This window comes from Pseudomonas sp. Irchel s3f7 (assembly GCF_900187615.1).
Taxonomy (GTDB): Bacteria; Pseudomonadota; Gammaproteobacteria; order Pseudomonadales; family Pseudomonadaceae; genus Aquipseudomonas.
This window is the reverse complement of sequence record NZ_FYDO01000009.1, coordinates 108237-123603: the sequence shown is the minus strand read 5'-3', so window position 1 is coordinate 123603 and position 15367 is coordinate 108237. Positions and strand designations below refer to the sequence as shown.

The window sequence follows — 15367 nt, the reverse complement described above, 5'->3', positions numbered from 1 at the left end:
CGGGTTTTTTCATTCAGGGCTGACGATCAATCATCGCGACCCATGATGCCGAACAGCTGCAACAAGCTGACGAACAGGTTGTAGATCGATACATACAGGCTGATGGTCGCCATGATGTAGTTACGCTCGCCGCCATGAATGATGGCGCTGGTCTGGAACAGAATGCAGACCGAGGAGAACAGCACGAAACCTGCGCTGATCGCCAGTTGCAGGCCGCTGATCTGGAAGAAGAAGCTGGCAACCACTGCACCCAGCAACACGAAGAAACCTGCAGTGATAAAACCACTGAGGAAACTCATGTCCTTGCGGGAAATCAGCACATAGGCCGACAGGCCGCCGAATACCAGAGCGGTCATCGCGAACGCCGAGCTGACGACTTCAGCGCCGCCCTGCATACCCAGGTAACGGTTGAGGATCGGGCCGAGCAGGAAACCCATGAAACCGGTCAGGGCAAATGCCGACACCAGGCCCCAAGCGGAATCGCGGAGTTTATTGGTAAGGAAGAAAAGACCGTAGAAGCCGATCAGCACCACGAAAATATTCGGGTAGCCAACACGCATCTGCTGGGCAACGTAGGCCATCACACCGCTGAAAGCCAGGGTCAGGGCGAGCAAGCCATATGTGTTGCGCAGGACGCGGCTAACCTCTAGCTGCTCAGCCTGCACGCTGTTATTCACTGCGTAATCCTGTTCGCGCATGGCGACACTCCTGTTGGTTTGAAACGTTCAGTCGCAAAGATCATAACAGACACCCTGTAACAAGCTATGCAGAGAGTTTGACAGTGTGTTTCATTCAGGTATTATGGCGCCCGCAACGCAAACGGAGGTGTGGCCGAGTGGTTTAAGGCAACGGTCTTGAAAACCGTCGACTGTAACAGGTCCATGAGTTCGAATCCCATCGCCTCCGCCATCTTTATACGACAAAGCCCTGATTTTTCAGGGCTTTGTCGTTTCTGGGATCGGGCAATCCGGTGTGCCATCAGAGCGATCGTTTCCGTATCTTTCTGGCTATTTCCGAAAACCAATTCGCTCTCGAAGCGGGGAGCCGCAGATGTCGTCGAAAACGTATTAGCGTTAGTCACTCACATAGCGGTCACGGCCTTGCTGTTTGGCTTGGTAAAGCAGTTGATCGGCACGGATAAGCATGGCCTGAATGTTGTCTTCAGGCCCACGCCAAGCGGTGACACCTATGCTACAGGTGACGCCAATACGTGTTCCGGCATAGTCCAGCGTCGAGTCGCGCAGGATCTGCAACAAGCGCTCGGCCATCGTATGTGCGCCCGTCAAGTCGGTATTTGGGAGCAGGATGAGGAACTCTTCCCCGCCGATGCGGGCGACCAGGTCATGTTGACGCACAACCTGGTTAAGTAGCTGGGCAAAAAATTTCAGCACCTCATCTCCCCCGTCATGGCCGTAGGTATCATTGACCCGTTTGAAGTGGTCGATATCCAGCATCAATATGCACAACGAACCGGGGGTGCGGATTACCCTGGCCAACTCCGCCTCTGCCAGTGCCATCGCCTCCCGTCGGTTGTACAACCCGGTAAGAAAGTCGCGGGTCGCCGCTCGATGCTGTATCCCGTAGGCGTCAATCAATTTCCCCGACAGCCAAATGATCAACAGCACACTGGCAAGCATGCCAACCAGCATTGACAACCCGAGACCATTCCAGCTCAGGAACAGTGACAGGAAACTCGGTGTCAGGATTTCACTATAGAACTGCAGATGCAGGGCATGTTGTGGGTCCTCTATGTCTCGGACAAAACGCTCCTGGCCTTGCTCCTCGGAAATGTGTGTCGTGGGCCAGTTGGCGGCTGTGACAGGAATCAGATCTGCCTTGTCGCCGGTGAAATGAATGTCGACATACAAGGGGGGTTCATGGCCGTGGCTCACAGCGACATGCACGATAAGCGCATCGACAAACGCCGGTCCGATCGCCGAGCGCGGCGGCAGTGGTAACGGCTGTAACCGGGTCTGTGTTTCCCGGATCACCGCGTTACGCCCGCTGCAGCTGTAGCCTAGAAGTTGTCGACTGGTCATCTGAATGCCGCCATTCGTCAGGCGCATTTGTGGTGCCAGCGGACTGGGCAAATCCGCTACGTGATTTATGGGTACTCGCGATGTGTACTGAGTGAGCTCTTCGATACCTTCAGTCAGGGTCTTTGTAGCGCGCCGCTGCTCGGCAATAGAGTGGTCTGGCAGACACCCGGTCGGTAGGGGATTTGCCCGAAGCAGTGAAAGTTGCAGTTCATGGGTCGCCAGTTGGCGTACCAAAGTGTCATAGCCCCAGCTGCTTCGATGAGCCAGCAATGCTTGCTGCCCCTCCAATAGCAGAGCGCGCTGACGGTGATAGCGGTCGGCCACCCCGATAACGGCGATAACGATCAAGATTGTCCCTATAATCCAGCTGCCAACCTTGACGGCGCGCGCAGACTCGATCACCCACCTCATGATTGCCTCTCCAAAATGGCATTTGGGGAAACCTGTCTTGCGCTCCTGTTACCAAGCATCTGACCTCCTGCTCTCGCCAATGGGCTCATTGGTTGCAGCATAGGCACGGCGCAGGGTTCTCACTTCAAATTATTGTCCTTTGGCTGTACTGACGACCAGCGACCGACCGTTTGTGGACGGTAGAATTCAACCTGATGCGACAGGGTAACTTTGGGTCGACTGCAGCGCTTCGCGAAGGCAACAACAGCCAATAGCGCCACGCTCGTCCCTTGCACCCCATATTGGGGACTGAAAAGACCTAATCCATTGCTTTAAAAGAAATACCATCACTATTGATGGTGGCAAAAAATACATTTTTTTGTGATTTCGCAAACGATAATCCGCGGCTTCCAGCGGAGGTTTTGCGCACAACAATCCTCTCTCCCTGCCAACTTTTTGCCCCTTCCCCTACCCGCCCCGATCAACACCCGCTGCTACGCTAAAATCTCCACGGAGGATTTCGCTTTGCCAAACTCTGACCTGCTCCCTTCCCTGCTCTACAAGCTCAACGAAAACCAGCTCGCCCTGGAAGCCGCCATCATGGAGCTTTCGAATTGGGTCGAGCAGAGCGGATCGGCCGACGTTGCTGACAACGTGCGTGACGCCCTGGAAGTCATCGATAGGAATGAAGAGTTCATCAAAATGACGCTCGCCGTGATGATGGCGCCGGAGTGATTACTATCGATTGCAGCCCTTCGCACAGGCATCAGATGTCCAATAGCGACATACCGTGGCCCCGCGCCTCCAATGTAACCGTGACTTTCTCCTGACAAAAAATCCGGCGCCAGGCGGGACTCTATGGTTAAGCTATACGCTTCACGCATGGAGAGCATTTATGAAGTACACAACAATTTTTCTGGCTACCGCTTTACTAGGTGGATGCTCCTCGTACAGTGAGCGCGGTACCGGTGAAGGCGGAAGAGAAATAACCAACAAGGGCTACACCGTCCGTTGTGATGCAACGCCGGCCAATCAGCCAGGTTGCTACACGCCACCACCATCGTGGTCTTGGTGGCCCTCAAACAACATAAAGTTTAAATTGGGCGCAAACTGACGCGTTCCTCACATCCTACAATGATGACGCCGGATTGATTTTGCAGTATCAAAGCTTGGGATGCCGCGTAATTCAACACAATCCGTCCATCGCAGTAGTGAGTCACCGATTCAACGCTGGTATTCTCGCCGCCACGTTCGCCAGGCATTAAGGGGTGCGGGCGAAAATAGCCAAATTCTGCCCTGCTCCCTGCCCGACTGTTCAAACTCAATGAAAACCAGCTCGCCCTCGAAGCCGCCATCATGGAGCTTTCGAACTGGGTCAAGCAGCACGGATCGACGGCCGTCGCCGACAACGTGCGCGGCGCCCTGGAAGCCATCGACAAGAAAGAAGAATTCATCAAGATGACGCTCACGGTGATGATGGCGCCGGTGTGACAGTAATCGGCAAAGCAGCCATTCGCATACGGGCTCTTCACGGCACAGATCAAGTGGGGGCGATGGTCAAAACGGCCTACAGTGAAAATTGGCACCTGAGGTGCTGGATATGTGCTCTAGGAGTTCGCCACCGTCCGTTAGGATCTCAGCTCACTAACGGAACAGGAGTGCGGTTCGTGAGCAAGTACAGTTCAAGCGTCGACAGCGTTCCCAAGGGCATATTGCTAATCAGCGCTGCTGTATTTCTCCTTTCTCTGGCCGATGCAGCGGTCAAATATTTTAGCGCCAGACTACCGCTCTGGCAGTTGTTCCTCATCGTTTCCTGTCTGTCGGTTCCCACTCTTGGAGCCTGGCTAGGCAGGGACATCAAATCGGGTCGACACGCAATTGCTTCGGTGTTTTAGGTGACAACCAGGAGCATTCTGCTGTTGTTAATGTGGGTAACGTACTACTCGGCATTACCGTTGATACCGTTATCAGTGGCTGCCCTGGCAATCTACACGACTCCCCTTTTCATAGCGCTTTTCTCCACACTTTACGGAGTTGAGCCATTATCACTGCGTGGTTGCGTGGCTGGGTGGCGATGGGAATAGGTTTCATGGGTGTCTAGAAAATCCGGGGCGATTCACCTAGACAGAATCGAGCGTCAGTTTTGGGTCGATTTCTGCCCATCGTGACAGGCAAAAAACGGCCAGAAGTTGACTGTCGATTTCGTCTGAGGCACATGCATGTGCATGTGCATGTGCATGTGCATGTGCATGTGCATGTGCATGTGCATGTGCATGTGCATAGCATTTGACCAACGGCTTATTAGGATTAAAGTCTAAGGGAAAGATCGACCCCGTCAGTCTTTGATCCGCAACGGCTAGCGCCACGCAGTTTCCTCAATGGCAAGTGAAACGGAGTATTGCTCATGACCAAATACCTTCGAATGATGGCAATGATTTCAATACTCGCGATCACGGCGGGCTGCCAAATGGGTCAATCAAGTTCCGCCTCAGATGTGAAGGCTGCTAACGCGCAAATGAACCGCGACGCGAACGCGGCGTTACAGAGTTTGTATGCCAAAACGCCGCAAGCGCGAGACCTCGCGCGGCGAGCCAAGGGTATCCTCGTTTTCCCTGATGTGCTGAAAGCGGGCCTCATCGCCGGCGCACAGCATGGCGAAGGCGAATTGATTGAGAACGGAAAAGTCACGGGATACTACGCGACCACAGCAGCCTCATACGGCCTTCAGGCGGGCGTGCAGCGGTTTGGATACGTGATGTTCTTCATGACCTATTCAGCGATGAACGATCTGAAAAATGTTAATGGATTCGAGGTCGGCGTGGGCCCAAGCATCGTGGTCGTGGATTCAGGCATCGCCAAGTCGTTGACCACTTCAACGGCTCATTCCGATGTCTATGCGTTCATCTTTGATCAAAAGGGCTTAATGGCCGGGCTGGGATTGCAGGGTTCAAAGATTACCAGGCTCAATCGCTGACGCCGTCTGCATGTCGCTTACACAGAATTCAGTTGTGTTGTATCGACCTGCTGAATTCACAATCCCTGGCTGCCCTTAGCGGAGGTCAGCGGCGGCATAGACGATGACTTGCGGCATATTGGTTTCCTTCAATTCAACAGAGTGGTTAGCGCTGTGGGCCCGACGATCCACAAGAAGTCAGCGACTCGGTTATCACTGACGTAACGCTTGCGAATTAACGAGATCCCGAGGCCACTGACCTTCGAGCCCCACCAGCAAGTTGTCCAAGGCACGCTTGGCCATTGCGTCGCGGGTGTCATTTGTTGCCGAGCCAATGTGAGGGACCGTAACGACGTTTTTCAGCTTAAAAAGCCTGGAATCTGTTAGTGGCTCTTTCACGTAGACATCCAGGCCAGCGCCCCGAATCGTCTTTTCCTCAAGCGCTTGGATGAGCGAGTCCTGATCAACCACCGGACCACGAGAAACGTTGATCAAAATGCCCTCTGCCCCGATCAGCGCCAGCTCTTTTTGGCCGATGAGGTTTCTCGTCTCTGCGGTCAATGGCACGACCGGACAGACAAAATCAGACTCGCTTAACAGCTGTTCCTGCGGGACAAATCTTGCGCCGAGCTCTTGCTCCAGCTGTGGTTTACGAGTTTTGCCGCTGTACAAGATATTCATGCCGAAGCCGAAACGTCCTCTGCGAGCGATGGCCTCTCCGATTTTGCCCAGGCCGATAATGCCCAAGGTCTTTCCATGCACATCACATCCAAAATGGGAGGCGTCGATTGTTTTTGACCAATTCCCATCTTTTGTCCAAGCATCAAGCTCTGGGATACGTCTCGCTGTGGCGAGGATCAGGGCAAAAGCGAGATCGGCAGTGGTTTCGTTCAGCACATCTGGTGTATTGGTCAACATGATCCCTTTGCTATTGAGATAGCTGAGATCATAGTTGTCGTAACCCACCGAAATGCTGGAGATGATTTCAAGGTTTTTAGCCGACGCCAGCTCAACTTCACCCAGACGACGATTCCCACCGATCAGTCCATGAGCGTTGGGAAGGGCTGCTTCAAACTGAGCATCCATGTCACCAATTTCTGGGCTCATGATGACGATGTCGTACTTATCTGCGTAAGGCTCTAGCATGCTGGGTGAGACTCGGCTGAAGGCCAGGATTGTCTTTTTCATGACGCTTTATTCCACCTGCCTCAAGTTCAATTGGCGCCGTTATCTGACGTCAAATAGGTTTTTGCCCATTCGCGGTAGTTGTCCGAAAGTGTGTATTTTGAAAGCAGCTCAGCGTCAGGGCGGCAACGCCGGCCTTCTGTAACTCCGTGACTGTTCGCATCACATTGAGCGCGTTTCCGAATCCATGGTCGGCATCCCCAATGATTGGGATTTGACTGGCGCGTCCGACCCTGGAAACCTGCTCTGCATACTCATCGAGCGTGAGTAACGAGATGTCCGGGGCACCAAGCACCTGGAGCGAGGCGACCGATCCACCCTGGATAGCGACTTCAAAGCCAAGGTCAGAAGCCATTCGAACAGAGATCGGATCGAACACCGATGCCGCAAATTTACAGACGGCGCCATGAAGCAAATCACTGAACGCCTGTCTTAGTTCATGATGAGATCGCTCAATCATTTTTCTGCTCCATCACATTTCAACTGAGTACATCGCTGAATCGTCCTGCGAGAACGAGACATAAATTGGCTACCGGTCATTGCGCCCTATTCGAAGAGGAATGACCGGCAAGCGATGCCGACTACTTTTGCGCTACCAGGGCTTTACGCTCTGCCTTTTCGTTTTTCATTGCAGTAATTTCACGCTCGCAGGCCTCGACATCGAACGAGTTGTCCCACTTGGCAATCGCGATGGTGCCGATACCGTTGCCGATCAGGTTGGTCACGGCTCGCGCTTCGTTGAGGAATCGGTCAATGCCCAAAAGCAGGACAAGGCCTACCAGCGGAATTGAGTGGATGGTTGTGAGCGTTGCCGCCAAGGTGATGAATCCGGCACCCGCTACCCCCGCAGAACCTTTCGAGGTCAGCAAAAAGACGCCCAACAGGATCATCTGATCCACAAATGTCAGCGGTGTATTGGTTGCCTGCGCGATGAAAATCGCCGCCATGGTGAGGTAAATGCAGGTGCCATCCGCATTGAAGGCATATCCAGTTGGTAGCACCATGCCCACCACTGACTTCTTGCAGCCCAGCTTTTCAAGTTTCACCATCATTCGCGGAAGTACGGCTTCGGTTGAGCAGGTGCCAAGCGTGATGAGAATTTCATCTTTGAAATAACGAAGAAATTGCATGAGCGGCATGCCCGACCATCTAGCAACCGTGCCCAGCACTACCACGATGAAAATCAAGGTCGTGATGTAGAGCGCGACCAGCAACTGGCCCAGTGACAGCAACGTACCAATCCCGTATTTGCCAATGGTAAAAGCCATGCCGGCACCGGCACCAATCGGGGCCAGACGCATTACCATTGCCACGATCTTGAACAGCCCTTGCAGAAACAGATCGATGGTATTGATCAGCGGCTTGCTGGTTTCACCCATTTGAACCAGAGCAACACCCATCAAGACCGACAGCAAGATGACCTGAAGCATGACGCCATTCGAAAACGCGCCGATGAAGGTGTGCGGGATGATGTTAAGAAAGAACTCAACGGTGCCGCCCTGCTCACTCGCGGCCTGGCTGTACTTGTTGATTGCACTGGCGTCCAGCGTGGTAGCGTTGATATTCATTCCAACGCCTGGCTTTGCGATATTGACCACGATGAGGCCAATGACCAGCGCAATGGTTGAAAGGATTTCAAAGTAGAGCAGCGCTTTGACGCCAATCCGCCCAACTTCTTTGATGCTGCCCATCTTGGCAATACCAACGACGACGGTACCGAAAATAATGGGCGCCAACAGCATCTTGATCAGTTTGATAAAGCCATCAGCAAAAGGCTGGAGCTTGGCTCCGATATCGGGGACGAAGTAACCGATTGCGGCACCGATCACAATGCCGATCAGCACCTGCACATAGAGCTGGCTGTACCAGCGGGACTTGGAGATTTCCACGGAAGCACCTCATTTTATTTTTGTGATGGGCGTGTGGCGTGGCGTCAGCGGATGACGCCGGATAACTGTGGCCTCAAGGGCAGAGGCCACAGTTCGGGGCTATCAGCCCTCGCCCAGCTCGCGCATAACTGCGTATAGAGCTGACTTGGCTTCGAAGCCAACACCTGGGATGTCAGGAAGGCCTACGTAGCCGTTTTCCACCTGTATGCCGTCAGCGAACCCACCGAATGGCTGGAATACGTCTGGATAAGATTCGTTACCGCCCAGATGCAGGCCTGCAGCGATGTTCAGGGACATCTGGTGACCACCGTGCGGCACTACGCGGCGAGAAGACCAACCCATTTCTTCCATCACCTTCAGGGTGCGCATGTACTCCACGAGGCCGTAGGACAATGCACAGTCGAACTGTAGGTAGTCGCGATCAGGGCGCATACCACCGTGGCGCAGCAGGTTACGAGCATCCTGGTGGGAGAACAGGTTTTCACCAGTAGCCATTGGTAGTTCATAGTGATTTGCAAGTTCCGCCTGCAATGCGTAGTCCAGCGGATCGCCAATTTCTTCGTACCAGAAGAGGTTGTACTTCTTGATGGCCTCTGCGTACGCAATACCTGTTTTCAGATCGAAGCGACCATTGGCATCGACAGCCAGTCGACGACCGTCACCCACCACTTCAAGTACTGCTTCGATACGACGGATATCTTCGTCCAGTGGCACCGCGCCAATCTTCATTTTGACGACGTCGTAGCCACGATCCAGATAGCTCTGCATCTCTGCCTTGAGCTTGGTCTGGTCTTTGCCCGGATAGTAATAACCACCCGCCGCGTAAACCCAAACCTTGTCATCTGCCACGCCGTCGCGGTAACGGTCGGCCAGCAGGCGGTACAGTGGTTTACCTTCGATCTTTGCAACGGCATCCCACACGGCCATATCAATGGTGCCAACGGCAACTGAACGTTCGCCGTGGCCACCTGGCTTTTCGTTGGTCATCAGGGCCTTCCAGATGGCGAACGGATCCAGGTTGTTGTTCTCATGGTCGATAAGAGTATCCGGATCAGCTTCCATGATTCGCGCCAGGAAGCGATCACGCATCAAAGCGCCTTGACCATAGCGACCGTTGGAGTTGAAGCCGTAACCGATGACTGGTTTACCATCGCGAATCACATCCGTGACAACAGCGACGACCGAACAGGTCATTTTGGAAAAATCGATGTAGGCATTGGCGATTGGAGAAGCAATCGAAACTGTTTTTTCACGGATGTCTACGATACGCATGACGGGTTCCTCTTGTTGTTGGTGGCCCAACGTTATGCTTTGCGATGGGACTCGCCCAATGCTATTAATGCCGCGCCCTATGCACAGGAGGCATTGCCCTTGGAACTCGTCTGGCTCGAAGATTTTTCAGCGCTTGCGGAATACGGCAGCTTTGTTCGTGCCGCAGAAGCGCGGCACGTTACTCAGCCGGCATTCAGCCGCAGAGTCCGTTCACTGGAGAATTGGATGGGCGTACAGCTGTTCGTTCGCACCCCTCAAGGGGCGACCCTGACCGAAGCCGGGAGGCAAATTTTGCCAAGTGCTCAGGAGGCAGCCAGGCGTTTGTACAGGATGCGCAACGAAGCTCAAGAGGTGGCGGGAATGGCCGCTAAATCCCTGCACTTCGCTGCAACTCACTCCCTGTCGTTTACATTTTTTCCACGGTGGCTTCGCAGCACAGAAAACGGTGCTCCAATCGAGGCTGTGCAACTGCACTCCGATAGCATGGCTGTCTGTGAGCAGATGCTGATACATGGCCAGGTTCAGTTTCTGCTCTGCCACCGCCACCCCGACGTTCCACCATTACTGGCCCCTGATCAGTTCATTGGCAAGAAGGTTGGAGAGGACGTTCTCGTTCCTCTGGCGAGTGCTTCCGCCAACTTCGGCAATTCCCCGGCGGCATTGCCCTACCTCGCTTACACCCATGAGTCCGGACTGGGGCGTATCGTCGCTCACCGACTGCATGGCAAGGAAGATTACCTTCACCTCAAACCACTTTTCAGCAGCCACCTCGCGGCAGTGCTGATGTCCATGGCCTTGGAGAGCAAAGGTGTCGCATGGTTACCGAAAAGCCTTACAGAACAGGAAATGGCTGACGGTCGGCTGGTCAGGGCACTCGACGAAAGCTGGGATATTCCCTTGGAAATTCACCTCACTCGTCCCACAGCCCCAATCAGTCCCTCTGCCGAAGAGTTCTGGGCCAAGCTAGGCGACTAGACACATTGGGCCGCAGCCAGTCTTCATTCGCCAAAGGCGTTCTGGTACCGAAAAAATCCAATACGCCACGATTCGTGAAGTGGTTGATCACTGAATCGCCATTGTTTGAGGCTAGTCATCTAATTACGCTCGGGGCCGCGATTTTTCCAACAACAGCTAGTGCGGCCTGGCGATGTCATCGTCATTGACGGTAGTGCAGACCTGACGCGCGCCGTCTTTGGGGGAATCATGCGGGCAATGGCGTTGAAGGCGGGAATCGTTGGAGTGGTAATCAATGGGGCTCTACGCGATCTCGATGAGTGGCAGACCGGTGAGTTGCAAGCCTACGCAATCGGCGGGGTACATCGAGGGCCAAGCATAGATGGTGGTGGAGAAATCAACGTGCCGATCTCCTGCGCTGGAATGCTCGTGAACCCTGGTGATCTGATGATAGGCGACGGAGATGGCGTCGTTGCTGCCGCCCGTGCTGAGCTGTCTGAACTGCTTGTGCGTTGCCACGATATGCGTGCTCGCGAACAGGCAACGTTAAAAGCTATTGAAGCCGGCACGCTAGATCCGAATCGTTTTGACGCTATTTTGCGGGCAAAGGGTTGTCCACTTTAATTTGTCAGGGACCTCGCCCCATCCCTTCGAGCGGCCTTCAATTTTGTTCTTTGTTAGCGCGATTCGATGCGCGCTATCGCTCAACATTCAAGTCATAAGCTAAAGGCGGGCAGCATCAAATGATCGATTGGGCTATGTACCTGCTATTGGGCGCGGCCATGGGTACTCTCGGAGGAATATTCGGGATCGGTGGTGGGCTCATCGCAATCCCCGCATTGGTCTTAATATTCGGGATGGATCAACAAGTGGCCCAGGGGACGACTCTCGTCATGGTCGTTCCCAACGTAATTCTCGCGCTGTGGCGGTATCACCAACGAACCCATATTTTATTGCGTCATGCCGTGCCATTGGCGGGATCAGGGTTTGTCTTCGCCTGGATAGGATCGATCATTGCCGTAGGCCTGGATCCCGATGCCATGCGCATAGGTTTCTCTGTATTCATGATTTTGCTGTCGACCTACAGCTTTTTGCAGATGTACTTACCCAAACCCCCACCGAGCAAAGAGCTCCGACATCCATGGCCGTGGTTGATGGTCTTGGGATCAGGCTCCGGGATTTTGGGCGGTTTTTTCGGGTTGGGGGCATCGGTACTGGCTACCCCCATTTTATCCACCGTCTTCGGTACAACCCAAGTAGTCGCACAGGGCCTATCGCTGGCATTGGCCGTTCCAAGTACGGGTGTAACGCTGCTGACCTATGCGCTTCATGACCATGTCCAATGGCACCTGGGTCTGCCCATGATGGCAGGTGGGCTTCTTAGTGTCAGTTGGGGAGTCAAGCTCGCTCACACCCTGCCCGAAAAGACGCTTCGCACCTGGTTTTGTCTTTTTCTGATGGTGTGTGCCGCCCTGATGATCTTTAAAGCGTGAACGCCACCGGGCGATCAAACTGAAATCGAGGGCAATTCGATTATTCACAATTCGTGCTGAAAGCGTTCACTTTCACGCTCTTGATGCGTGATCAAGGATCAATATGCTGTAGGCATGTTGTACCCGTGATCTCGAATAAGACAGAGAAAGAATCAGCCATGAATATGCCTCGAACGCTCTACCAAAAACACATCGATAGCCACACCGTTTGCGCTCTTGATGACCAAGGCCACGTGCTTTTGTACATTGATCGCCAAGTCGCTAACGAATACACCAGCCCCCAGGCATTTAGCGGGATGCGCGAAGCAGGCCGCAAAGTATGGCGCCCAAGCGCGACACTCGCGGTGGTCGACCACGTGAATCCGACCGCTCCGGTTCGTATCGCAACCATGCCGGATGCCGGCGGTGCGCAGCAGGTCTCGTACTTCGAAGAAAATTGCCGAGACTTTGGAATCGAGCTTTTTGATGTGCTGGATAAGAGACAAGGCATTGAGCACGTCGTAGCGCCAGAACAAGGCTTCATATTACCTGGGATGGTCGTCGCCGCAGGCGACAGCCACACCACGACATATGGTGCACTGGGTGCTTTCGGATTTGGGATCGGCACCTCCGAAATCGAGCACCTGCTAGCGTCGCAAACATTGGTTTACAAACGACTGAAGACCATGCGAGTCACAGTCAACGGGTTGCTCGGAAGCGGTGTCACGTCCAAAGACATCATCATGGCGCTGATCGAAAACATCGGTGCATCAGGCGCCACTGGCTATGCCATCGAGTTCGCAGGGTCGGCGATCTCCGACCTGAGTGTCGAAGCCAGAATGACCATCTGCAACATGGCCGTCGAAGCGGGGGCCAGGGGCGCGTTCATGGCTGCGGATGACAAAGTCTTCGCTTACCTGCAAACCAAACCACGTGCGCCCCAAGGCGAAATGTGGAAGCAGGCCGTTGCCAAATGGAAGGAACTGCACACTGACGAAGGCGCTGTATTTGATCGCGAGGTCATACTCAACGTTGATGATCTGGAACCGATGGTCACCTGGGGCACAAGCCCAGACCAAGCCGCACCGGTCGGCGGTCATGTGCCAGATCCCGCCACTCAACCCGACCTGATTCTCCGCCAAGGCATGCAACGCGCCTTGGATTACATGGGGCTACAGGCGGGCATGCCACTGAGCGACGTAGTCATCAGTCATGCGTTTATCGGCTCCTGCACTAATGCGCGAATTGAAGACTTGCGTGACGTTGCTCGTGTGGTGCGCGGCAAGCGCGTGGCGGCACATGTACGAGCAATGATCGTTCCCGGCTCAACGCTGGTGCGTACCCAGGCCGAGCAGGAAGGCCTTGCGCAGATATTCCTGGATGCCGGTTTTGAGTGGCGGCAGTCGGGTTGCTCGATGTGCCTGGCCATGAATGACGATGTCCTCGCTCCGGGTGATCGCTGCGCATCCAGTACAAATCGCAACTTTGAAGGTCGACAAGGTGCCGGCGCGCGCACCCATCTCATGAGTCCGGCGATGGTCGCAGCTGCTGCGATCACCGGACATTTGACTGACGTTCGTTCATTCGCTCTGGAGGCTTGAAGCATGCAACCTTTCAATACGGTCAGCGGCAGCGCCGCGCCACTTTTGGCTTCCAACATCGACACCGATGTGATCATGCCCAAGCAGTTTCTCAAGGGTATTGATCGAAAGGGACTGGATCGCGGTTTGTTCTTCCATTTGCGCTTTCTTGAGTCAGGCGAACCCAACCCCGAGTTCATTCTTAATCAACCTGCTTGGAATGGCGCAGCCTTCCTGGTGGTCGGCCCCAACTTCGGTTGTGGGTCTAGTCGAGAACATGCCGTTTGGGGTCTGAAGCAAGTAGGCATCAGAGCACTCATTGGTACCAGTTTTGCCGGAATATTTTATGACAACTGCCAGCGCAATGGTGTGTTGGCCATCCAGCTTTCTGAAACCCAACTAAAGCAGATTGCCGGGGTAATCGGTGACGCGTCGACAGCGCGGATCGAAGTGAATTTGCCAGAGCAAACAATCGAATTGGCGGACGGTACCGTCATTCCTTTCGAGATCGACCAACTGCGCAAGCAGTCTCTTTTGCAAGGACTTGATGCCATTGGTACGACGTTGCAGCGGTCCGACCAGATTCGAAGCTTTGAATCTCGGCATTTGGCGGAAAACCCCTGGTTGAGCTGATGAAAATGCCTGGCGGAGATCACGTGTGGTGATCTCCGCCAGGAAGTCACCCAACCGATAGATCGCGAAAGTACTCTTCCAGAAACTCGACGCAGACGCGCAACTTTGCCGACTCGCTGAGACGGGTGGGATAAACAGCCCAGACGTTGGCGCTCTGTGAGTAATCAGCAAGCACTTGCACCAGACGCCCTTTTTCCAGCATCGATTTCACATCCCACATCGACCGCAGAAGAATACCGCCGCCGCTCAACGCCCACTCCAGAACAATCTCGCCGCTGTTTGAAGACAACGGGCCACTCACGCGCACGGATTCTTCCCGCCCGTTTCTGGTGAGGTTCCACACGCCAAAAGCGTTGTTTCGCTCTTTCAGCACCAGGCAATCATGGTTTTTGAGATCTTCCAACGACTGAGGCGCGCCCCGCCGCTCCAGATACTCGGGCGTTGCACACAGCACTCGCCGATTACTCACCAGCTTGCGACCCAAATGTTGGCCTGGCAGGTCATCTCCTACACGTATTTCCAGATCGAACCCTTCGCTGACTATATCGACGACGCGATCAAACACGTCCAAGCGAATATCAAGCTTTGGGTAAGTCTGGGAGAGTTTGCAGATGGCTGGCGCAACATGATTGCGACCAAACCCAAAGCTGCTGCAAATATGCAACGACCCCATGGGCTGATGGCGCGCTTGGGATATTTCCCCAACAAAATCGTCAAGATCACCCAGCAATTTTTCCGCCCATACCCGCACCCGCTCACCATCATCGGTCAAGGCAATACGCCTGGTGGTGCGGTGCAATAGCCTTGTCGATAGCGTGGTTTCGAGAACGGATATGCGTTTGCTGATGTAGGCAGGCGAGTAGCCAAGCTCCTCGGCAGCACTGGCAAAGCTGTTTTTTCGAACGACGGTCAGAAAAACGTTGAGGTCTTCGGGCAAGGGGAATTGGTCACGATTCGTGTTCATACGCCTCATACCTCCGCTATTTATCACGTTATTTGC

15 protein-coding genes, 1 tRNA gene and 1 pseudogene are annotated in these 15367 nt (G+C 54.1%); 10 read left to right on the top strand and 7 right to left on the bottom strand.

All coding sequences use genetic code 11. From position 1 onward, the window contains the following. Window positions 1–26 precede the first annotated feature (26 nt). The gene (locus CKW19_RS10070; RefSeq protein WP_095057771.1) at window positions 27–698 is read right to left on the bottom strand and encodes a Bax inhibitor-1/YccA family protein; all 672 of its coding nucleotides are present in this window, start codon (window positions 696–698) and stop codon (window positions 27–29) included. A gap of 123 nt (window positions 699–821) precedes the next feature. Between CKW19_RS10070 and CKW19_RS10065 the strand changes: the two genes are divergently transcribed. Then, a tRNA-Ser gene (locus CKW19_RS10065) sits at window positions 822–909 on the top strand. A gap of 164 nt (window positions 910–1073) precedes the next feature. On the opposite strand, the gene CKW19_RS10060 is transcribed toward CKW19_RS10065, so the two are convergent. Further along, window positions 1074–2450, bottom strand: coding sequence for a GGDEF domain-containing protein (locus CKW19_RS10060; RefSeq protein ID WP_095057770.1), 1377 nt, complete (start codon window positions 2448–2450; stop codon window positions 1074–1076). Window positions 2451–2954: 504 nt separating this feature from the next. Here CKW19_RS10060 and CKW19_RS10055 point away from each other — a divergent pair. The 4 genes from CKW19_RS10055 to CKW19_RS10040 all read left to right on the top strand — a co-directional run bounded on the left by CKW19_RS10055 (window position 2955) and on the right by CKW19_RS10040 (window position 5403). Next, a complete protein-coding gene (locus tag CKW19_RS10055; RefSeq protein WP_095057769.1) occupies window positions 2955–3164 on the top strand; it encodes a hypothetical protein in 210 nt (69 codons plus the stop codon). 561 nt (window positions 3165–3725) lie between these two features. After that, complete coding sequence (locus CKW19_RS10050) at window positions 3726–3920, top strand: hypothetical protein (RefSeq protein WP_095057768.1); 195 nt, start codon at window positions 3726–3728, stop codon at window positions 3918–3920. 176 nt (window positions 3921–4096) lie between these two features. Continuing rightward, complete coding sequence (locus CKW19_RS10045; RefSeq protein WP_095057767.1) at window positions 4097–4324, top strand: hypothetical protein; 228 nt, start codon at window positions 4097–4099, stop codon at window positions 4322–4324. 509 nt (window positions 4325–4833) lie between these two features. Then, window positions 4834–5403 (top strand): YSC84-related protein, encoded by a 570-nt coding sequence (locus CKW19_RS10040; RefSeq protein ID WP_095057766.1) that lies wholly within the window; start codon window positions 4834–4836, stop codon window positions 5401–5403. A 192-nt stretch (window positions 5404–5595) separates the two neighbouring features. On the opposite strand, the gene CKW19_RS10035 is transcribed toward CKW19_RS10040, so the two are convergent. The 4 genes and pseudogenes from CKW19_RS10035 to CKW19_RS10020 form a co-directional block, all read right to left on the bottom strand. After that, entirely contained in the window at window positions 5596–6570 is a 975-nt protein-coding gene (locus CKW19_RS10035; protein WP_095057765.1) for a D-glycerate dehydrogenase, read from the bottom strand. Window positions 6571–6658: 88 nt separating this feature from the next. After that, window positions 6659–7027, bottom strand: a pseudogene (locus CKW19_RS10030) (isocitrate lyase/phosphoenolpyruvate mutase family protein); the annotation flags it as partial. A gap of 121 nt (window positions 7028–7148) precedes the next feature. Beyond that, window positions 7149–8456, bottom strand: coding sequence for a C4-dicarboxylate transporter DctA (gene dctA / locus CKW19_RS10025; RefSeq protein WP_095057764.1), 1308 nt, complete (start codon window positions 8454–8456; stop codon window positions 7149–7151). 102 nt (window positions 8457–8558) lie between these two features. Further along, window positions 8559–9728: a mandelate racemase/muconate lactonizing enzyme family protein gene (locus CKW19_RS10020; protein ID WP_095057763.1), complete on the bottom strand. Its 1170-nt coding sequence runs from the start codon at window positions 9726–9728 to the stop codon at window positions 8559–8561. 99 nt (window positions 9729–9827) lie between these two features. Between CKW19_RS10020 and CKW19_RS10015 the strand changes: the two genes are divergently transcribed. From CKW19_RS10015 to leuD, 5 genes are all read left to right on the top strand, one after another. Further along, window positions 9828–10703, top strand: coding sequence for a LysR family transcriptional regulator (locus CKW19_RS10015; RefSeq protein ID WP_095057762.1), 876 nt, complete (start codon window positions 9828–9830; stop codon window positions 10701–10703). Between the two features lie 159 nt (window positions 10704–10862). After that, window positions 10863–11306, top strand: a complete 444-nt coding sequence (locus CKW19_RS10010) for a hypothetical protein (RefSeq protein WP_256580318.1) — start codon at window positions 10863–10865, stop codon at window positions 11304–11306. 119 nt (window positions 11307–11425) lie between these two features. After that, on the top strand, window positions 11426–12175 hold the full coding sequence (locus CKW19_RS10005) for a sulfite exporter TauE/SafE family protein (RefSeq protein ID WP_095057761.1): 750 nt from the start codon (window positions 11426–11428) through the stop codon (window positions 12173–12175). A 158-nt stretch (window positions 12176–12333) separates the two neighbouring features. Then, the gene (gene leuC / locus CKW19_RS10000; protein ID WP_095057760.1) at window positions 12334–13755 is read left to right on the top strand and encodes a 3-isopropylmalate dehydratase large subunit; all 1422 of its coding nucleotides are present in this window, start codon (window positions 12334–12336) and stop codon (window positions 13753–13755) included. 3 nt (window positions 13756–13758) lie between these two features. After that, the gene (leuD, locus tag CKW19_RS09995) at window positions 13759–14367 is read left to right on the top strand and encodes a 3-isopropylmalate dehydratase small subunit (protein WP_095057759.1); all 609 of its coding nucleotides are present in this window, start codon (window positions 13759–13761) and stop codon (window positions 14365–14367) included. A 46-nt stretch (window positions 14368–14413) separates the two neighbouring features. Here leuD and CKW19_RS09990 read toward each other — a convergent pair whose 3' ends face one another. Continuing rightward, window positions 14414–15331 carry a LysR substrate-binding domain-containing protein gene (locus CKW19_RS09990; protein WP_095057836.1) on the bottom strand — a complete coding sequence of 306 codons (918 nt, stop codon included), beginning with the start codon at window positions 15329–15331 and terminating at the stop codon, window positions 14414–14416. Window positions 15332–15367 lie beyond the last annotated feature (36 nt).